This window comes from Pseudooceanicola marinus (assembly GCF_020177265.1).
Taxonomy (GTDB): Bacteria; Pseudomonadota; Alphaproteobacteria; order Rhodobacterales; family Rhodobacteraceae; genus Pseudooceanicola; species Pseudooceanicola marinus_A.
Map to the genome: position 1 here is coordinate 216,346 of NZ_JAIVMC010000001.1, position 19,378 is coordinate 235,723.

The window sequence follows — 19,378 nt, forward strand, 5'->3', positions numbered from 1 at the left end:
CGCTGAACGCGAAAACGCCCCCGGCCCGACTGGACCGGAGGCGTCGATGCGCGGCAGGGCGCGATCAGAAGGTGTAGGCGACCTTCAGGCCGAAGGCCGTCGCGTCGTTGTCCTCAAACGGGGCCACCGGGGTGCCGCCGGGCGCGGCAGTTGCATCACCGACCCAGATCTTGCTGACACCACCGGAGACCTCGAAGGCCTCGGTGACCTTGTAGGACAATCCGATGGACAGGGAGGTCTTCCCGGTCGAAGGCGCCAGCGGCGAGACCAGCGTGTCGCCCTCCGCCTCGTAGCCCACCATGATCGAGCCGGCCAGTTTCGGGGTGAACCGACGGCCGATGCCGAGGTTGTAGGTGGTGGTATCGCTCAGATCCACGAGGTCGGGACCATAGGTCGGGTCGATCTTGAATTCCGAGTGCTTTACGTAGCGGATCGAGCCCATGATCAGCGTGTCGGCGGCGATGCCCGACTGGAACTCCAGGTTCCAGCTTTCGGGCGTCTTCACGTCCAGGGTGCTTTCCAGCGGGCCGGCGATCTGCGACCCCGGAGGGCCCGCGAGGTTCGGCACGTTGCGCTCGATCGTGTCGAAGTCATGTTCGATGGACGAATTGTAGGTCAGCGCCACGCGGAGGGCGATGTCCGGGATTTCATAGGCGGCCCCAAGGACGTAGCCGACGCCCGTGCCGTCCTCCAGCTTCACGTTGTAGCCGTTCAGGTTGGCGGGGTTCTGCGGCGGGTTGTAGGCGTAGGCCGCGCCACCCAGCGTGATGTCCCCGGTTGCCTTCTGGAAGCGCAGACCGCCGAAGACGCTGACGCGATCGGTCGCCTGGAACTTCGCCAGCAGGGTCAGCGCATCGACGTCCGCCTGGGCTGTCGTGCCGGCGAGAAGGGCGGGGGTCGTCAGGCCGCCTCCAGCGTAGTCGTATTCGATATCTGCGCCGAAGGGCTTGTCGTAGATCATCGCCACCGACAGCTTGTCGGTCACGTCCATTTTCAGCGCGAAGCTGGGCAGGGTGAAATCGCCTGCGACATTTCCGGTGGCGTTGCCGAAGGCGTCCGCGCCAGACAGCGAGGGGCTGGCCGAGCCGAAGCTCAGCTCGAAACGGTTGCCTTCGCCGTACAGCACCATCGCCGATTGCGGCGTGCGTTCGATGCCCCCGGCATAGGCCGAGGTGGCGGTGGTGGCGGCAAGCAGCACCAGCAGGGCGCTCGACTTGAATTTCATGGTAAACTCCTCCCGTTTGCAGAGTATCCTCTGCCTGGGGCCACTATTCGCGCCAAAGTGGACCCAATCAATCGGCTGTGCCAGATGACGTTGGGGGAAGCTTAGGTAAACTGCGGTTTTTCGGCGGGGCCTGTGGCCCGCTTGCAATAGGTCCGGTGTGGGGGCGGCGTTTTACCGTCCCGGGGGCTGCATTACCCGGCAGAGGTCGGGCGGACGGCAACGTCCTTTCCGCAGCGCAGCATCGTTTCATTCCGCGCTGCGGCGCCCGCCGTTTCCCGGCGGGCGCCCTGTCGGTCGCTAGCCTCAGAAGGTGTAGGCCATCTTCAGACCGACGCCGGTCAGGCTGTTGTCCTCGAACCGGCCCATGCTGGTGCCACTGACCGTGGCGTTGGCATCGCCGTAGAGGCGGTAGGTGATCCCGCCCGAGATCTCCAGCGCCTCTGTTGCCTTGTAGCTCAGCCCCAGCGACAGCTGCTTGTAGCCGTTGTAGGGCGACAGCGACGACACGTTTTCGCTGCCTTCCGGCTCAAAGGCATAGGTGACCGAGCCGGAGAGCTTCTGGGTGAACGCCCGGCCGATACCGATCCGGTAGGTCGTCGTATCGCGCAGACTGACAAGCTCCCGATCAAACACCTCGGGTCGCAGCTGGAACGCCGAATGTTCCACCCAACGGGCCGAGGCCATCAGCAGGGTGCGCTGGTTCAGGCCGGTCTGGAACTCCAGGTTGACCGACTGCGGCGTCACGCTCTTGGTCTGGCTGGTCGGTCCGGCCGAGGCGCCTCCAAAGCTCTCGTCGGTGTCGTAGCTGTGCTCAACCTCCGAGTTGTAGGTCAGGGCCAGGCGCAGCGCCATCTCCGGGATTTCATAGGCCGCACCGAGGACATACCCCGTGCCCCAGTCGTCGCCGAAGGACACCTCGTAGGGGGTCGGCGCCGGGGCGAGGACGAGGTTGTAGGGCGTGCCGTCCAGCACGGTCGAGCCGCCGGATTCCTGCACCCGGATCCCGCCGAAGACGCTGACCCGGTCGGTCGCCTGGTACTTCGCCAGGAAGGTGTAGGCCTTTGTTTCCGCCATGCCGGCCTGGCCGGACAGGAACACGCTGTCGCCGTCGTCATAGACCACGTCGGAGCCGAAGGGCTTGTCGTAGATGAAGGCCAGAGCGACCGTCTCGCTGACATCCATCTTCAAAGCGAACGAGGGCGAGGTGAAGTCGTTGGCGATATCGCCGGACCCCAGGCTGTCGTTCATCACGCCGGTCAGTTTCGGCATCACGCGGCCAAAGCTCAGCTCCACCCGGTTGCCGTCCGAGAACAGGATCATGGCCGATTGCGTGGTGCGTTCGATCCCGCCAGCCTGCGCGGCGGATGCGCCAAGAAGCGCCAGAAGGGCGCCTGTATAGAGTTTCATGGTTTTCCTCCCTTGACGGACATTGCTCCCGTGTCCGCCGTGGGGAAATATTATTGCGTGATTATTTTCCTATCAATTGTCCTGTGCGTAATTTGCCATTCGCCTGTGGTTGACGTAGCGGAATGCCGCGCAATATGTGGCGGCTTTGCAATAATCTCTGGAATGCAGCGGAAATAGATCTGCGCCATTTTCCGAAATGCGGAATGGCGAATGGTTTTGCCCGAATTGCACGTATTGATGGCAATCGCGTGTTTAACCGAGAATCTCCCATTTGACGCGCATTGGCGTCTTTTGAGCGTGGACCGTGACGCCGGTTAGGTGGCGTCGTCGCGCAGATTGCGCATTGCCGGTCACTGACGCGCGTCTCACCGCGCGCGCGTCTCGCCCCGAATGTTGAGGTAGTTGCCGACAAAGATGATCGCGGCTCCGGCCAGCACCCACAGATCGAAGGGTTCGTTGACGAAGATCGCCCCGAGGATCGCCGCCAGCGGCAGCCGGGTGAAGTCGATGGGGACGACCACCGTAGCCGGGGCGAAGCTGAGCGCGGTGGTCACGCAGAAATGCGCAAACAGGCCGCAGCATCCCACCAGCACCAGCAGCGGCAGCGTGTCCAGCGTGGGGAAGGCGAAGTCGAGGTCATAGCCGCCGCAGAGGAAACCGAAGACGGTCTGCGTCACCGTCATCCAAAAGATGATCGACAACGTTGGCACGTCGCGGGTCAGCCGTTTGGTAGTGACCATGGTGATGGCAAAAGCGATGGCCGCACAGCCCGCCGCGAGGATGCCGGGCGACAGGCTTTCGGCGCCGGGGCGGGTGACCACGAGGATCCCGATGAACCCCAGTCCGGCGGCCAGCACGCGCATCGGCGTCAGGCGTTCGCCCAGCACCAGCGGCGACAGCACCAGCACCCACAGGGGCGAGGTGAACTCCAGCGCGAAGACCTGGGCCACGGGGATGACCGCCACGGCGAAGAACCACAGGTTCTGGCCGGTAAAGTGGGCGATGTTGCGCCCGATGTGCAGGCCCATGCGCCGGGTGTCGATCAGCCCCCAGTCCCCGCGCAGGCTGATGACGGCCACCATGATGATGACCCCGGTGACGGACCGCCAGGTCATGATCTCGAAGGTGTCCAGGCTGCTGCTGAGGGCGCGCCCGGCAAAGGCCATGGTCAGGAAGCTGGCCACCGCGCCGCTCATCCACAGGACGGCACGCAGGATGTCTTGGCGGGTTGTCACGGGGGCGCTCCTTGAATGGTCAAGGGACCTTTTGGCCCGGCTGGGGCGGGGGTGCAAGCCTGTCGCCGCCCCGGCGCCAGGTCGCCGTCACATCAGGTCGGGCTGGCGGCCGACGCGGTTGGCCAGCTTGCCCACGGTCAGCCCCTGCACCACGATGGAGAAGATCACCACGCAATAGGTCGCCGTCAGGATCAGCGCCTTCCATTCGCCCTCGGGCAGCGACAGCGCCAGGGCGACGGATATGCCGCCCTTCAGCCCGCCCCAGGTCATGATCTGCACCGTGCCGGGGCCGAAACTGCGCAAGGGCCGCAGCAGCAGGATCGGGATCGCCACGGCGCCCAGGCGCGCCACCAGCGCCAGCCCCACGGCCAGGACGGCGGCCAGCAGGAAATCCTGTTCGAAGGCCACGGCGAAGACCTCCAGCCCGATCAGCAGGAAGAGGACGGCGTTCAGGATCTCGTCGATCAGGTGCCAGAAGGTCTCCACATAGTCGCGGGTGCGTTCCGACATGCCGTGGCGCGCCCCGATGTCCCCGATCAGCAGGCCCGCACAGACCGCCATGATCGGCGCCGAGACATGCAGCGCCACCGACAGCTCGTACCCGCCGAAGGCCAGCGCCAGGGTAATCAGAACCTCCAGTGCCGCGTCGTCGATGTGGCGCATGATGCGGAAGACCAGGTAGCCCAGGCCCAGCCCGATCAGCGCGCCGCCCAGAGCCTCGCGCGCGAAGAGCTGCGCTGCGGCCGCCACCTGCGACTGCTCTTCGCCCCCGCCGGCGCCATGGCCCGTCGCGCCGAAGGCCAGACCCACGAGGACCAGGTAGACGACATATCCCACCCCGTCGTTGAACAGGCTCTCGCCGGCGATGGTCGTCTCCAGGCTCTTGCGCAGTTCCGCCTCGCGCAGCACGCCCAGCACCGCCACCGGATCGGTCGGCGAGATCAGCGCGCCGAAGACCAGCGCGACCAGCAGGGGCATGCCCGTCAGCCAGGCAAAGCCAAAGCCGACGATCGCGGTGGAGACAGCCACCCCCAGCGTCGCCATCAGCAGAACGATCGCCCATTGCTGGCGCAGCTCGGACACCTTCACGTGCAGGGCGCCGGCAAACAGCAGCAGGCCCAGCATCCCCTCCAGCAGCGCGTCGGAAAAATCGATGCCCAGCACCATGTCGCGCAGCTGGTCGGCCAGGGCGAAATGCGGCAGCAGCTGATCGAGGCCCAGCATCGCCAGAGAGGTGACCAAGGCCACCAGAAGGATGCCGATGGACGACGGCAGGCGCAGGACGAAGTAGTTGATCGTGCCGAAGGCTGCGGCCAGCACGATCAGGAGAGAGGCGATTTGCAGGATGGTCATGGAAGGGGTCCGCGAATAGGGGGATGACCCGGGCCTAGCACGCGGGGGGTGACAAGGCTATTGCGCGTCGCTGTCGCGGCGCCAGATCTGCACCGTCACCGGCAGGTGGTCCGACGCGATGCGGGCGGGCTGGGCGCGATGGGCCGTCACCGGCCCGGCCATCAATCCGCCGCCGATACCGAAGCGGTCCAGCGGCGCCACGGCCCGTGGCGCCGGGTAGGAGGGCGGCGAGGGCAGCAGGTCTACCATGCCCAGTTCCGCGTCCAGGTCTGCCGCCGATCCCCAGGCGTTGAAATCGCCGGCGATCAACACGGGCATCGGCGCGCGATCCTCCAGCGCCCGGCGCAGCGCGGCGCATTGCATGCGGCGCGACCGTGCCACCAGGCCCAGGTGGGTGCCGATCACCCGCAGCGGGCCCAGGGCCGTGTCGAACTCGGCCAGGATGGCGCCGCGCGGCTCCAGCCCCGGCAGGTCCATGCGGTCCGTTGCCGTGACGCGGATCCCCTCGGGGCGGTAGAGCATGGCGTTGCCGTGCCAGCCCAGCGACTGCGCCGTGCCGAAGGGCACGATCTGCCAGCCTTCGGCGCGGATCATGTCATGGGGCAGGGCGGCGGGACGCGGCGGCAGGCGCTTGTCGGCCTCCTGCAGCACGACGATCTGCGCTTCGGTGTCCTCGATCACCTCCAGCACCCGCCGGGGGTTGCGCCGAAGGTCCAGTCCGACACATTTCTGCAGGTTGTAGGTTGCGATCCGCAGCGTCACGTCTTTCATGGGACATGATGTGACATCCCCCCGGCGGAGCTTCCAGCATGTTTTCCGAACAATCCCTCGTGACGCGGCTGATCTGGATTTCGCTGCTCTTTTCGATAGCGGAATCCCTGGTGCTGGGCCGATGGTCCCTGGCCTTCATCGCTGCCGTGACCCTAGGGCTGTCGATGACGCCGCTTTACGTCGCGCGCTGGATGCACGTGCGCGTCCCGCCCAGCTTCATGGCGGCGGTGGTGCTGTTCGTCTGGGGCACGATCTTCCTCGGGGAAGTCTTTGATTTCTATAACCGTTACTGGTGGTGGGACATCGTCATGCACGGCGGGTCGGCCATCGGTTTCGGCCTGATCGGCACGGTACTGGTGCTGATCATGTTCCAGGGCGACCGCTACGCCGCGCCGCCGATTGCCATCGCTTTCTTCGCCTATTGCTTCGCCGTGTCGATCGGCGCCAGCTGGGAGGTGTTCGAGTTCTCCATGGATCAGCTGTTCGGCACCAACATGCAGAAGTCCGGGTTGCGGGACACCATGGGCGACCTGATCGTCGACCACGTGGGCGCGATCCTTGGCGCCTCCGCGGGTTTTGCCTACCTCAAGGGGCAGGAACGCGGCGGGCTGACGCGGATGATAGACGACTTCGTCAAGCGGAACCCGCGCTTCTTCAAGAAGCTGAAGGACTGGCAGCACAAGCACGACGACACGTAGGGCTAGGCCGGCTCAGGAGCGTGCGGTGGGTCGCGACCGGCGCCACCTCCGATACGGGAGGCGGCGCGGCCCGTTGTCCCGCGGGAGGTCAACTCGGGCCACGTCGCTTCTAGGACTGGCCGGCGTCGCGCCTCAGGTCCCGCAGAAGGTCGTCTCGACCTCTTCACCCGGCGCCGCGGGCTGTGCCAGGTCGGCGTTCTCGCCCGACAGGGTAAAGGGCGTCTGAAGGACCTGGGTCAGCCGGTGGAAGGGCGCCATGTCGCCGATCTGGGCCGCGGCCAGGGCCTCCTCGACGCGGTGATTGCGCGGAATGACAGCCGGGTTGGTCGCCTGCATCCGCTCCTGCGGCAGGCTTTCGCTGGTGATCCGTGCCTCCCATTCCCTGCGCCAGGCGGCGAAACCGGCGCCATCGTCAAAGAGGCGTTCGGCCTGGGCCACGTCCAGTGACAGGGCGCGGAAGCTGTTGGTGAAATCTGCCCCCTGGTTCTGCAACAGTGCCAGCCAGGCCTCGATCAGCGGGCGATCCGCCTCACGCGCATCGGCCAGGCCCAGCTTCTGCCCGAAGCGCCGCAGGGTCGCCGCGTCGATCAGCGCGGGCATGGCATGCACGGCTTGGGTGTAGATCTCCACCATCGCTTCGGCGTCTTCTTCCAGCAGCAGCAGGGCCGAGGCCAGCTGCGCCATGTTCCAGGGCAGGACGTGGCGCTGGCTGTCGTAGGCATAGCGCCCCTGCCGGTCGATGGAGGAGAAGACGGTCTGCGGGTGGTAGGCCTCCATGAAGGCGCAGGGGCCGTAGTCGATGGTCTCGCCGGAAATCGTCGTGTTGTCGGTGTTCATCACGCCGTGGATGAAGCCAAGCGACAGCCATTGTGCCACCAGTTCGGCCTGCCGGGCGATGACGCCCTTCAGGAAGGCCAGCGGGCTGTCCGCCTGAGGATCGTGGCGGGCGATGGCATGGTCCAGCAGGACCCGCATCCGTGCAGCGTCACGGCGGCCCGCGAAGAACTCGAAATGACCGACGCGCAGGTGCGAACTGGCCACCCGGGTCAGCACGGCGCCGGGCAGGGCGGTTTCACGGTAGACCGTGTCGCCGGTGGCCACGGCGGCCAGCGACCGGGTGGTGGGCACGCCCAGGGCCGCCATGGCCTCGCTGACGATGTATTCGCGCAGCACCGGCCCCATGGGGGCCAGTCCGTCGCCGCCACGGGAAAAGGCCGTGCGCCCTGATCCCTTCAGTTGCAGGTCCCGGCGTTGGCCCTGGGTATCCACCACCTCGCCGATCAGCAGGGCGCGTCCGTCGCCCAGCTGGGGCGAGAAGCCGCCGAACTGGTGCCCCGCGTAGGCCTGGGCGATGGGTTCGGCGCCCTCGGGCAGGGCATTGCCGGAAAAGCACTGCGCCAGCTCCGTCTCGGTGGGGGTGCCGCCCATGCCCAGCTCGGCGGCCAGGGGGGCGTTGAAGGCCAGCAGCTCCGGAGCGGGAGCCGGGCGCGGTTCCTGGCGCAGGAAGAACCCCTCGGGCAGGGAGGCGAAGGAATTGTCGAAGGGGAAGGTGATGCTCATGAGGGAAAGCTAGGTCTTCGCTGTGCCTTTTGCCAGCCCGCCCGGGCAAACCCGGGCGCGTCAGGCGATCAGAAGGCGCGGGAGAAGCTCAGCGCGCCCTCGGTGGTGCGATAGCCCGCAGCGCGCGCCAGCCGCGCCAGGGCGTGGTCGGGGCTAGGCACCTGAAGGCGCAGGCGCCGCAGCCCGGCGGCCGAGAGGGCGCGGGGCAGGGTCGACAGGAGTTCGCCGCCGATGCCGCGTCCGCGGATCGCGGGGCGCACCCAGATTTCGTCCAGTTCCGCCGACAGACCGCCGGCCACCAGCGACCAGCCGAAGCTGATCGCGGCATAGCCGATGGGCGCCCGCGCCGGGCCGGCGATGTAGATCGCCCCGTGCGGTGCACCTTCGAGGATCGGCGCCATCGCCTCGCGCAGCGCCCATTCCTCGCTCTGCAGGCCCAGTTCCGTATGGCAGGCCCGCAGCATCGGCAGCAGCCGGGTCTCGTCGCCCTCACGGGCCAGGTGCAGCACCGTCACAGACGCGCCAGCCTTTCGGTCAGCAGATCGAAGAAACCTTGCGCGTCGACATCGCCGATGAACAGCGCATTGGCCGGCCGGTCGGTGACCCGCCACCAGTCGGCGACGGTCATGCCCAGGGTCAGCTCGGAGCGGGTTTCGATCTCGACGTTGATGTGGCGGCCGGTGAACAGCTCGGGCTTCAGCAGGTAGGCGGTGACGCAGGGGTCATGCAGCGGCCCGCCGTCGGAGCCGTATTTCTCGGTGTCGAAACGTTCGAAGAAGTCGATCATCTCGGCCACGCCGATGCCCACCTTGCTGCCCAACTCGCGGATCGCCTCGATCCGGGGCGGTGTGCAAAGCACCTTGTGGGTGACGTCCAGCGGCATGACGACGATCGGCACGCCGGATTTGAACACGATGTCCGACGCCTCGGGGTCGACCCAGATGTTGAATTCCGCCGCCGGGGTGATGTTGCCCACCTCGAAGTAGGCGCCACCCATCAGGACGATTTCCTGCACTTTCTCGACGATGTCGGGGGCCTTCTCGAAGGCGGTGGCGATGTTGGTCAGCGGGCCCATGGGGCAGAGGGTGACGGTGCCCGCGGGTTCGGTGCGCAGGGTGTCGATGATGAAGTCGACGCCGTGCTTGTCCTGCAGGGGCATGACCGGTTCAGGCAGCGGCGGTTCCGGCCCGTCGAGACCGGTCTTGCCGTGCACGTGCTCGGCGGTGTGCAGCGGCCGCTTCATCGGCGCGTCGCAGCCGGCATAGACCAGGATGTCGGGGCGGTCGGCCAGTTCACAGACCTTGCGGGCGTTCACGCCGGTCAGCGACAGCGGCACGTTGCCGGCCACGGCAGTGATTCCCAGCAGCTCGATCTCTTCCGGGCTGGCCAGGGCCAGCAGGATGGCAACGGCATCGTCCTGCCCGGGATCCGTGTCGATGATGATCTTGCGCGCCATGTGTCTTTCCTTGGTCGTCCTCGTGTCGCGCGGACCATGTGGCCGCGCGGCGGGATTGTCCATGGCATGTGCGCGGGGCCGGCGGAAATCCCTCTGGCCGGGTCAGAGGCCGCGGCGAGGCTGGGCGATCTGCGCCTTCAGCGGGCCGCGGCATAAGGAGGGCGCTGGCACGACGGAGTTCCGCCGCGCCAGCCCTGTGCGATCAGCCGTCGAAATCGACTTCCTCGATCAGACGCAGCGCGTCGGGGCGCAAGTTCGCCAGCTCGATCAGCGGCACGTCATCGGGGGTGAAGCTGCCCCAGCTTGCCACCAGCTCGGAGGCCTCGATGCCCGGCACGATCGGGTATTCGTAGTTCTTCTCGGCATAGATCTGCTGCGCCTCGGGGGAGACGAGGAATTCCATGAAGGTCAGCGCGTTGTCGCGGTTGGGCGCGGATTGCGTCATGGCGATGCCCGAGACGTTCACGTGGGCGCCGCCCTCCTCGAAGTGGGGGAAGACGATGCGCACGGAGTTGGCCCACTCCTGCTGCTCGGGGTCCTCCAGCATCTTGCCCATGTAGTAGGTGTTGCCCAGCGAGATGTCGCATTCCCCGGCCCAGATCGCCCGCACCTGGGCGCGGTCGTTCCCCTGCGGCTTGCGTGCAAGGTTGCTCTTCACGCCTTCCAGCCAGGTCTTCGTGGCCTCTTCGCCGTGATGGGCCAGGTAGGCCGAGACCAGGGCGACATTGTAGGCATGGGTGCCGGAACGGGTGCAGATGCGGTCATTCCACTTGGGGTCGGCCAGATCCTCATAGCTTTCCAGCTCGCCGTCAGCGACGCGCTCCTTGCTGGCATAGACGACACGGGCGCGGGTGGTCACGCCCCACCAATGGCCGTCGGGGTCGTGCAGAGCGGTTGGGATCGCCTCGCGCAGGACCTCGCTGTCGACGGCCTGGGTGACGCCGGCGTCAACGATGGCCGACAGGCGCGCGATGTCCACGGTCAGCACCAGATCGGCAGGAGAGCGCATGCCCTCGGCCTTCAGCCGTTCCACCATGCCCTGTTCCAGGTAGGCGATGTTGACGTCGATCCCGGTTTCCTCGGTGAAGGCCTCGGCCAGGGGGGCGATCAGCTCGGGCTGACGGTAGGAATAGATGTTCAGCTCGTCCGCCATGGCGGGCACGGTCAGGGCGGCAAGGGTCACGAGGGTGGTGGTGGAACGCAGGAACATGGGCCTCTCCGGGTCGCATACTGTTGACTGCGCCCGGTTATGGCGAAGGGCCTACCCGCCGGTCAATACCCGATTAAAAGAATAAGTTTTCTGACCTGACTCACTCGGCCGCCTTCGCAGCCTTCTCGGCGGCCTTGGCGGCGTCCCACAGGGCATCCATCTCCGCCAGATCGCTTTCGGTCGGGCTGCGGCCCTGGGCGGTCAGCGCATCCTCGACGGCGTTGAAACGGCGGGTGAACTTGGCGTTGGCGGCGCGCAGGGCCTCTTCGGGGTCGACACCCAGGTGGCGGCCGAGGTTTGCCATGACGAACATCAGGTCGCCGTATTCCTCCGCCACCTCGGCCTGGGTCAGCTCGTCGCGCGCCTCGACCAGCTCGGCGGCCTCCTCGGCGATCTTGTCGACCACCTCGCCAGTCTGCGGCCAGTCGAAGCCGACACGCGCGGCGCGCTTTTGCAGCTTCACCGCGCGCATCAGGGCGGGCAGCCCCATGGCCACGCCGTCGAGCACACGGGTTTCCTTCTTGGCGGCGCGTTCGGCGGCCTTGATCTTCTCCCAGTCGACGGTCTGCTGCGCCGCCGACTTGTCGCGGCTCTCATCTCCGAAGATATGGGGATGACGGAAGATCATCTTCTGGGCCACGGTCTCCGCCACGCGGTCGAAATCGAACAGCCCTTCTTCCTCGGCCATCTGCCCGTGGAAGACCACCTGCAGCAACAGATCGCCCAGTTCTCCCTCCAGCTCATCCCAGGCGCCGCGCTGGATCGCATCGTCGACCTCATAGGCCTCCTCGATGGTGTAGGGCGCGATGGAGGCGAAGGTCTGCTCGATATCCCAGGGACACCCCGCGTCGGGGTCGCGCAGGCGGCGCATGATCTCGCGCAGGCGGGGCAGCCCTGCCGGAACGTCATGGATGGGATCGCGGGCTTGATCGGCCATTGCAGCGCCTCGTGCTTTGGGATTTCCTGCAACCTGACGAGTGAACCCCAAGGAGTCCAGACCATGCCCGTGGTCAATCGCATCGCCGGTCTCGCCGAGGAAATGGAAGGCTGGCGCAAGCATCTGCATACCATCCCCGAGATCGGGTTCGACTGTTTCCAGACCGCCGCCTACGTGGCCGGCAAGCTGCGCGAGTTCGGCGTGGACGAGATCCACGAAGGCATCGCCAAGACCGGCATCGTGGCGATCATCGAAGGGCGGCAGGCGGGGCCCACCATCGGGCTGCGCGCCGACATGGACGCCTTGCCGATGCAGGAGGAAACGGGGCTGGACCATGCCTCGACCCACGAGGGCGCCATGCACGCCTGCGGCCACGACGGCCATACCACCATGCTGCTGGGCGCGGCGAAATACCTGGCGGAGACGCGCAACTTCGCGGGCCGTGTCGCGCTGATCTTCCAGCCGGCGGAAGAGGACGGCGGTGGTGGGGGCCGGATGGTCGAGGCCGGCGTCATGGACCGGTTCGAGATCGCCGAGGTCTACGCGCTGCACAACGCGCCCGGCGAACCGCTGGGCCGGTTCCGCACCGCACCCGGCGCGATGATGGCGGCGGTGGACACGATCCATATCCATATCACCGGCGTCGGCGGCCATGCGGCGAAACCCCATGTGACCCGCGATCCCATCGCCGCTGCCGTGGGTATCTACACCGCCATCCAGACCGTGCTGTCGCGCAACCACGACCCGCTTCAGGACCTGGTGGTCTCGATCACCCAGATCCACACCGGCTCGGCTGAGAACGTGATCCCCGAAAAGGCCTATATCAACGGCACCGTGCGCACCTATGATCCAAAGGTGCAGGACATGGTCGAGGAGCGCCTGCGCGAGATCGTGGCGGGGCAGGCGGCGGCCTATGGCGTCGAGGCGGAACTGATCTACGAACGCTGGTATCCGGCGACCATCAATACGGCCGACAAGGCCGAGTTCGCCGCCCGCGTGGCCCGCGACGTGGCCGGGGAGGAGGCCGTTGTTGTCAATGATGAACGCCAGATGGGGGCCGAGGATTTCTCCTTCATGCTGAACGCCCGCCCGGGCGCCTACCTGTTCCTGGGCCAGGGCGACACCGCCCCGGTCCATCACCCGAAGTTCGATTTCAACGACGCGATCGCGCCGGTGGGGGCCAGTTTCTTTGCCCGTACCGTGGAGACCGCGCTGCCCCTGAAGGAGGCGTGACATGGCCCTCGAAGATGCCAAAACCCAGGTGGACCAGGCCTTTACCCGCGAAACCTCACGCGGTTTGAGCTATGAAAACGCCTTCGGCGGCGCGCCCAGCTTCCTGCGGCGGCGCTACACCAAGGACCTGTCGGGCTTTGACCTGGCGGTGACCGGCGTGCCCTTCGACCAGGCGGTGACCAACCGCACCGGCACGCGCCTTGGGCCCCGCGCCATCCGCGAGGCGTCGACCCTGCAACCCTACGACCCGCCCTATGGCTGGGGCTTCGACCCGCTGGGGGAGTTCGCCATCGCCGATTACGGCGACCTGGCCTTCGACTACGCCAAGGTGGCGGAGTTTCCGGAAACCCTGACCAACCACATCCGCAGGATCCTGGCTCAGGGCGCTGGCTCGGTCACCCTGGGGGGCGATCACTACATTTCATTCCCGATCCTGAAGGCCTATGCGGAGAAATACGGGCCGCTGTCGCTGATCCATTTCGATGCGCATAGCGATACCTGGCGCGATGACGACATGGAGCGGATCGACCACGGCACAATGTTCTACAAGGCGATCAAGCTGGGCCTTATCGACCCCGCGCGCTCGGTCCAGGTGGGGATCCGCACGGTGAACGAGGATGGGGCGTTTGGGATGAACATCATCGACGCGCCGGAGGTGCACGAGATCGGGCCGAAAGCCGTCGCCGCCCGGGTGCGCGAGATCGTCGGCGATTACCCGGCCTACCTCAGTTTCGACATCGACTGCCTCGACCCGGCCTTCGCGCCTGGGACCGGCACCCCGGTCTGGGGCGGGCTGAGCTCCGCTCAGGCCGCCGCGATCCTGCGCCAGATCGCCGGCGTCAACCTGATGGGCGGCGACATTGTCGAGGTCTCTCCGCCCTTCGACACCACCGGGGCCACCGCCATCGCCGGGGCCCATGTGGCGATGGAGATCATCGCGCTCTGGTGCTGGACGCGGCGCAAGGACTGAGGCCGGGCAGGGGGCAAGGATCGGGGCATGTCCTAGCAAGGTGCGGCCCGGCACGGGCCAAGGCTTGACCAGGGCCGCGCTTTAGGGGACAGCTTCGCTCCATGATTTCCGAAGACAGGCTGGCCCGTATCATCGGGCGATACGAATACATCGAGGCGCAGATGGCCGAGGGCGGGGGCGACTTCGCCGCGCTGGCCCGCGAATACGCCGAGCTGAAGCCGGTGGTGGAGGCCGTGCGCGCCTACCAGGCCCTCGAACAGGAGCTGGCCGAGGCCGAGGCGATGCTCTCGGACCCGGAGATGCGGGCCCTGGCCGAGGAGGAACTGCCCGGCCTGCGCCAGCGCCTGCCAGAGATGGCGCAATCCCTGCGCATCGCCCTGCTGCCGCGAGATGCCGCCGACGCCCGACCCGCCATGATCGAGATCCGCCCCGGCACGGGCGGTGACGAGGCCGCGCTCTTTGCCGGTGACCTGCTGCGCATGTACCAGCGCTATGCCGAGGCGAAGGGCTGGCGCTTCGAGATCGTCGAACAGCAGCTGACCGAGCTTGGCGGCATCAAGGAGCTGACGGCGGCTGTGCGCGGCGACGGTGTCTTCGCCCGGCTGAAGTTCGAAAGCGGCGTGCACCGGGTGCAGCGTGTGCCTACGACCGAAAGCGGCGGGCGCATCCACACCTCCGCCGCCACCGTGGCCGTGCTGCCCGAGGCGGAGGAGGTCGACATTCGCATCGACCCGAACGACATCCGCATCGATACCATGCGCGCCTCGGGCGCCGGGGGGCAGCACGTGAACACCACGGATTCGGCCGTGCGCATCACCCACGTGCCCACGGGGATCGTCGTGACCTCTTCGGAGAAATCCCAGCACCAGAACCGCGCCATCGCCATGCAGGTGCTGCGCAACCGCCTGTTTGACCTGCAGCGCCAGCAGGCCGCCGACGAACGCGCCGCCGACCGCAAGGCCCAGGTCGGCAGCGGCGACCGCAGCGAGCGGATCCGCACCTATAATTTCCCCCAGGGGCGCATGACGGACCACCGCATCAACCTGACCCTCTACAAGCTGGAGCAGATCCTGCAGGGCGACCTGGACGAGGTGATCGACGCGCTGATCGCCGATCACCAGGCCCGGCTGCTGGCGGAGGATGACGCATGACCGAGACACGTCTGGCTTTGGCGCAGGCGGTGGCAGACCTGCGCGCCGCCGGTATCGACTATCCGGCCCGAGACGCCCGTTGGTTGCTGGCCCACGTCCTGGGGATGACGCCGGATCGGCTGTCGATCGACATGCCTGCCGATCTGGGCGCTGCAGAGCCCGCTTTTGGCGAGGCCATCGCCCGCCGCGCCGCGCGCGAGCCGGTCAGCCACATCACCGGCAGGCGGTTCTTCTGGGGGCAGCTCTTCCATGTCACGCCCGACGTGCTGGACCCGCGCCCGGAAACCGAGGAGCTGGTGGCCGAAGGGCTTTCCGGCCCTTTCACCCGCGTTCTGGACCTGGGCACCGGGTCGGGCTGCATCCTGCTGAGCCTGCTGGCGGAACGTGAGGCGGCGACGGGCCTGGGGGTCGATCTGTCGCCGGAGGCGCTGGCGGTGGCCGAGCGCAACCGCACCGAGCTGGAGCTGGAAGAGCAGGCCGAGCTGGCGGTGTCGGACTGGTTTGCAGACGTCGAGGGGACGTTCGATCTGATCGTGGCGAACCCGCCCTATATCACCGAGGCGGAGATGGCCGAGCTGGCACCCGAGGTGCGGCGCGAACCGGCCATGGCGCTGACCCCGGGGGGCGACGGGCTGTCGGCCTACAGGATCATCGCCGCAGGCGCGGGGGCGCACCTGGCCCCCGGCGGGCGGCTGGCAGTGGAGATCGGCTGGCAGCAGGGCGAAGACGTGGCGGAAATTTTTCGCGCCGCCGGCCTTGAAGAGATCGGCATTCGCACCGATCTTGATGGCAGGGACAGGGTCGTCAGGGCCCGGGCACCACATAGCCCGGTCTAAAGTCGCACAATCTGCGTAAAACTGTCACTTCCCCCTTGTCTTCATCATCCCGGCATGGTTAGTCGGGACTATCCGGGCCTGAGGCCGCGTCGTTTTTCCAACCGCGCCCCCCGGATGCCAAGCCAGAGAGAAGCCGCTCGCAAAGATCCGACGCAGGATGCGCCGAGACAGCGCAGCGGCACCTAGACAGAACAAGGCTGGACAGCTGACCTTATGAGATCTTCGAAATCACGTTCGCGCAGCAAGTCGCGCAACCGTTCCGTCGGCAATATCGTCAACCGCGTCTTCGACTCCTCGGGGCCGGAGGGCAAGGTGCGCGGCACGCCGCAGCAGATCATCGAGAAGTACAACCAGCTGGCACGCGATGCACAGCTGGCCGGAGATCGCGTCGCGACCGAGAACTTCCAGCAGCATGCGGAACACTACCTGCGGATGCTGGGCGAAGCCCAGAAAGAGCAGGACAACCGCCGCGAGCAGCAGGAACAGGAAAACCGTCAGCGCCAGGCCGAACGGGACCGTGAACGCGCCGCCCGCCAGGAGCAGCGCGACAACGGTGGCGACGATGGCAAGGGCGACGGGAAATCTGACGACCGCGGCCGCAAGGGGCAGGACAACCGCGCCGACGACGGCCAGAAGGGCCAGGACGACGGCAAGGCGCAGGACGGCAAGAGCCAGGACAAGCCGCAGGCCCAGCCCGAGGCCGCCGAGGGCGACAAGCCCGAGAAGAAGCCGCGCAGCTCGCGGTCGCGCAGCCGCAAGGGCGGTTCGGGCGACGACAACGTCGAGGCCGCGCCGAAGCCGTCCCGTGGGCGGAACGCCAAGTCCGGCAATTCCGACGACATCATCGAGATGAGCGGTGACGACAGCTCGATGCTGGTCGAAACCCCCGAGGATGCCGGCACCAAGCCCGCCCCGCGCAAGCGCAGCCCCAAGAAGCCGGCCGCCGATGCCCAGGTCGAGACGCCGAACGAAGAGGGGTCCGCCGCCGTCGAAGGCTGAGCGATCCGGATTACAGATGCAAAAGGGCGGTCCCGCGGGGCCGCCCTTTCTCGTGGGGTCAGGGGATCTTGCCGGCGCGGCGCGTCCCATCTTCTCTTTGCCGAAAATATCCCCGTGCGCGCGGGGGCTGGCCCCGCCGGTCACCACCGCTCAGACGGCGGCGACGTTCCGGGCCAGGGCGCAGAACTGCTCCAGCGTCACGGTCTCTGCCCGGTCGGTCGGCTTGATGCCCGAGGCCAGCAGCCTGTCCTCCAGGTCAGGCGCCAGCCCCTTCAGGGCCGCACGCAGCATCTTGCGGCGCTGATTGAAGGCCTTGGCCACCACGCGCTCCAGCACCTTGGGATCGGCGGGATAGCGGGGCTCGGGCAGGGCGGTCACATGGACCACGGCCGAGGAGACCTTGGGCGGCGGGGTGAAAGCCTCGGGCGGCAGCGAAAGCGCGATGCGCGCCTCGGCCCGCCAGGACACCAGCAGCGCCAGTCGGCCATAGGCCTTGGAGCCGGGTTGCGCCACGATGCGTTCGGCAACCTCGCGCTGGAACATCAGGGTCAGGCTCTCCCAGAAGGGTGGCCATTCCGGTGGGGTCAGCCAGCGCACCAGTAGTTCGGTGCCCACGTTGTAGGGCAGGTTGGACGCCACGCGGATCGGCGGCGTCAGATGCTCCAGCGGGTCGATCTCCAGGGCGTCGCCCTCGATCACCTGCAGGCGGCCCGGATACTGCGCCCCGATCTCGGCCAGGGCGGGCAGGCAACGGGCGTCCTTCTCGATCGCCAGCACCTTGCGCGCGCCCTCGGCCAGCAGGCCGCGGGTCAGGCCGCCAGGGCCGGGGCCGACCTCCAGCACGTCGCAGCCCTCAAGATCCCCGGCCTGGCGGGCGATCTTGGCGGTCAGGTTCAGATCCAGGAGAAAGTTCTGGCCCAGCGACTTTTTCGCCGCCAGGCCATGGGTCGCGATCACTTCGCGCAGGGGCGGTAGCCCGTCGATGGCAGCCATTTCTTACTCGACGATGCGCGCTTCGGAGCGCAGCTGAGCCAGGTAGCCCTCGGCGTAGGAGCCCAGGCGGGCGTTCTGCAGCTGGGTCCGCACGGCGTTGCGGTCGATCTCGTCCTCGTCCGGCACGCCTTCGGGGGTGCGGTTGCAGAGCATGAGCAGGACCAGGGTCTGGCCGTTGTTGCGCGTCAGCGCGGTGGACACCTCGTTGTCATCGAGCTTCGCCAGTTCCATGCCGATGTCCTGCGGGATCTCGGAGGGGGCGAGGGTCACACGCTCCAGCACCTCTTCAGGCTGGCCCTTGGCCACGCCGTAGAGGTCATCGCAGGTATCGATCTCCGCGCGGATCTTCGCGGCGGTGGACATGGCGTCCTCGGACCGGCCCCCGGCAATGTAGTAGCTGGCGTATTCGATTTCCGAGTAGCCCTGGCGGGAGGCGCTGGCCTCCTGGATGGCGCGCAGCTGGAACAGGGCCAGCGCGCCGTCGATCTCGATCGGCTGGGTGACCTGTCCGGGGCTGAGGGCCATGATCTGCGGCCGCAGGGCGGGCGGCAGGTTGGCGGCGCTCATCCAGTTGACGCGACCGCCCTGGTCCCGGCTGGGGGCGGCGGAATACTGACGCGCGGCCTGGGCGAAGGCATCGACGGTGGTGATCTGGGAAATCTGGTTGGCAACCTGCGCCGCCTGCTGCGGGTTGCGCGCGGTCGGCACGAAGATCTCGGAGATCAGCACCTGCACGCCGCTTTCCTGGCCGCGGGTGGCGATGGCGCGGTCAATCTCTTCCTCGGTCACCGACACGCGGCTGGCGAAGAGGCCGCGCACGACCTGGCGCCAGACCACATTGGAGGCGACGAAATCTCGGAAGGTCTGCTGCGATACGCCTTCGCCCGACAGTGCCTGGATGAACTGCGGCAGCTCCATGTTGGCGCGGCCGGCGAATTCGGTCATGCCGGCCTCGACCTCCTCCGCGTCGGCGGTCAGCCCGAAACGGTCGGCGGCGCCAGCCTTCAGGCGGTCCTCGATCAGCTGTTCGCGGGCCAGGTCCTGCGGGTTGCCCGGCGCGTTGAACACCTGCAGCATCCGTGCCCGCTGGTCCAGCTCGTAGCCGGTGATGACCTTGTCGTTGACGCGGATCACCGGGCCGAAGTTCTGGGCCTGGCCGGGCAGCACCTGGCCCAGGGTCAGGGCGAGGCCCAGCACCGCGGGACGCGCCAGGGCGCGGACCTGCGAAAGGGCCTTGCGGAGATGCGGGCGGGTCTGTGCGGATCTGATCATTGCCTCAAGTCTCTTTCTGCCCTGGCCGGGCCATCTGCCGGGACCGGCCGGGGCGCCTGCCGTGGCTGCGCT

The 19,378-nt window shown here is 67.2% G+C and carries 18 protein-coding genes; 6 read left to right on the plus strand and 12 right to left on the minus strand.

What is annotated here, in order from left to right:
* Positions 1-64: 64 nt before the first annotated feature.
* From LC066_RS01060 to LC066_RS01080, 5 genes are all read right to left on the minus strand, one after another.
* Positions 65-1,225 carry an OmpP1/FadL family transporter gene (locus LC066_RS01060; RefSeq protein ID WP_224896184.1) on the minus strand — a complete coding sequence of 387 codons (1,161 nt, stop codon included), beginning with the start codon at positions 1,223-1,225 and terminating at the stop codon, positions 65-67.
* A 303-nt stretch (positions 1,226-1,528) separates the two neighbouring features.
* Positions 1,529-2,632, minus strand: a complete 1,104-nt coding sequence (locus LC066_RS01065; RefSeq protein WP_224896185.1) for an OmpP1/FadL family transporter — start codon at positions 2,630-2,632, stop codon at positions 1,529-1,531.
* Positions 2,633-2,997: 365 nt separating this feature from the next.
* Entirely contained in the window at positions 2,998-3,867 is an 870-nt protein-coding gene (locus LC066_RS01070) for a DMT family transporter (RefSeq protein ID WP_224896186.1), read from the minus strand.
* Between the two features lie 87 nt (positions 3,868-3,954).
* Complete coding sequence (locus LC066_RS01075) at positions 3,955-5,220, minus strand: cation:proton antiporter (protein WP_224896187.1); 1,266 nt, start codon at positions 5,218-5,220, stop codon at positions 3,955-3,957.
* Positions 5,221-5,277: 57 nt separating this feature from the next.
* On the minus strand, positions 5,278-5,991 hold the full coding sequence (locus tag LC066_RS01080; RefSeq protein ID WP_224896188.1) for an endonuclease/exonuclease/phosphatase family protein: 714 nt from the start codon (positions 5,989-5,991) through the stop codon (positions 5,278-5,280).
* A 38-nt stretch (positions 5,992-6,029) separates the two neighbouring features.
* Here LC066_RS01080 and LC066_RS01085 point away from each other — a divergent pair, with 38 nt between their 5' ends.
* Positions 6,030-6,689: a hypothetical protein gene (locus LC066_RS01085; RefSeq protein WP_224896189.1), complete on the plus strand. Its 660-nt coding sequence runs from the start codon at positions 6,030-6,032 to the stop codon at positions 6,687-6,689.
* A gap of 132 nt (positions 6,690-6,821) precedes the next feature.
* On the opposite strand, the gene LC066_RS01090 is transcribed toward LC066_RS01085, so the two are convergent.
* The 5 genes from LC066_RS01090 to mazG all read right to left on the minus strand — a co-directional run bounded on the left by LC066_RS01090 (position 6,822) and on the right by mazG (position 11,852).
* Positions 6,822-8,249, minus strand: coding sequence for a protein adenylyltransferase SelO (locus tag LC066_RS01090; RefSeq protein WP_224896190.1), 1,428 nt, complete (start codon positions 8,247-8,249; stop codon positions 6,822-6,824).
* 68 nt (positions 8,250-8,317) lie between these two features.
* Entirely contained in the window at positions 8,318-8,764 is a 447-nt protein-coding gene (locus tag LC066_RS01095) for a GNAT family N-acetyltransferase (RefSeq protein WP_224896191.1), read from the minus strand.
* Positions 8,761-9,705 (minus strand): nucleoside hydrolase, encoded by a 945-nt coding sequence (locus LC066_RS01100; RefSeq protein ID WP_222480170.1) that lies wholly within the window; start codon positions 9,703-9,705, stop codon positions 8,761-8,763. The genes LC066_RS01095 and LC066_RS01100 overlap by 4 nt, the downstream gene beginning before the upstream one ends.
* Positions 9,706-9,907: 202 nt before the next feature.
* Positions 9,908-10,915 carry a Fe(3+) ABC transporter substrate-binding protein gene (locus tag LC066_RS01105; protein ID WP_224896192.1) on the minus strand — a complete coding sequence of 336 codons (1,008 nt, stop codon included), beginning with the start codon at positions 10,913-10,915 and terminating at the stop codon, positions 9,908-9,910.
* Positions 10,916-11,015: 100 nt separating this feature from the next.
* On the minus strand, positions 11,016-11,852 hold the full coding sequence (gene mazG / locus LC066_RS01110; protein WP_224896193.1) for a nucleoside triphosphate pyrophosphohydrolase: 837 nt from the start codon (positions 11,850-11,852) through the stop codon (positions 11,016-11,018).
* Between the two features lie 63 nt (positions 11,853-11,915).
* On the opposite strand from mazG, the gene LC066_RS01115 reads away from it, so the two are divergent.
* The 5 genes from LC066_RS01115 (at position 11,916) to LC066_RS01135 (ending at position 17,041) form a co-directional block, all read left to right on the plus strand.
* Complete coding sequence (locus LC066_RS01115) at positions 11,916-13,085, plus strand: M20 aminoacylase family protein (protein ID WP_224896194.1); 1,170 nt, start codon at positions 11,916-11,918, stop codon at positions 13,083-13,085.
* Position 13,086: 1 nt separating this feature from the next.
* On the plus strand, positions 13,087-14,055 hold the full coding sequence (gene speB / locus LC066_RS01120; RefSeq protein ID WP_224896195.1) for an agmatinase: 969 nt from the start codon (positions 13,087-13,089) through the stop codon (positions 14,053-14,055).
* A gap of 101 nt (positions 14,056-14,156) precedes the next feature.
* Positions 14,157-15,206: a peptide chain release factor 1 gene (gene prfA, locus LC066_RS01125; RefSeq protein ID WP_222480180.1), complete on the plus strand. Its 1,050-nt coding sequence runs from the start codon at positions 14,157-14,159 to the stop codon at positions 15,204-15,206.
* A complete protein-coding gene (gene prmC, locus LC066_RS01130; RefSeq protein WP_224896196.1) occupies positions 15,203-16,042 on the plus strand; it encodes a peptide chain release factor N(5)-glutamine methyltransferase in 840 nt (279 codons plus the stop codon). The genes prfA and prmC overlap by 4 nt, the downstream gene beginning before the upstream one ends.
* Positions 16,043-16,255: 213 nt before the next feature.
* Entirely contained in the window at positions 16,256-17,041 is a 786-nt protein-coding gene (locus LC066_RS01135; RefSeq protein WP_224896197.1) for a DUF4167 domain-containing protein, read from the plus strand.
* 150 nt (positions 17,042-17,191) lie between these two features.
* Here LC066_RS01135 and rsmA read toward each other — a convergent pair whose 3' ends face one another.
* Positions 17,192-18,034 (minus strand): 16S rRNA (adenine(1518)-N(6)/adenine(1519)-N(6))-dimethyltransferase RsmA, encoded by an 843-nt coding sequence (gene rsmA / locus LC066_RS01140; protein ID WP_224896198.1) that lies wholly within the window; start codon positions 18,032-18,034, stop codon positions 17,192-17,194.
* 3 nt (positions 18,035-18,037) lie between these two features.
* Positions 18,038-19,306 (minus strand): peptidylprolyl isomerase, encoded by a 1,269-nt coding sequence (locus LC066_RS01145; protein WP_224896199.1) that lies wholly within the window; start codon positions 19,304-19,306, stop codon positions 18,038-18,040.
* Between the last annotated feature and the right edge of the window lie 72 nt (positions 19,307-19,378).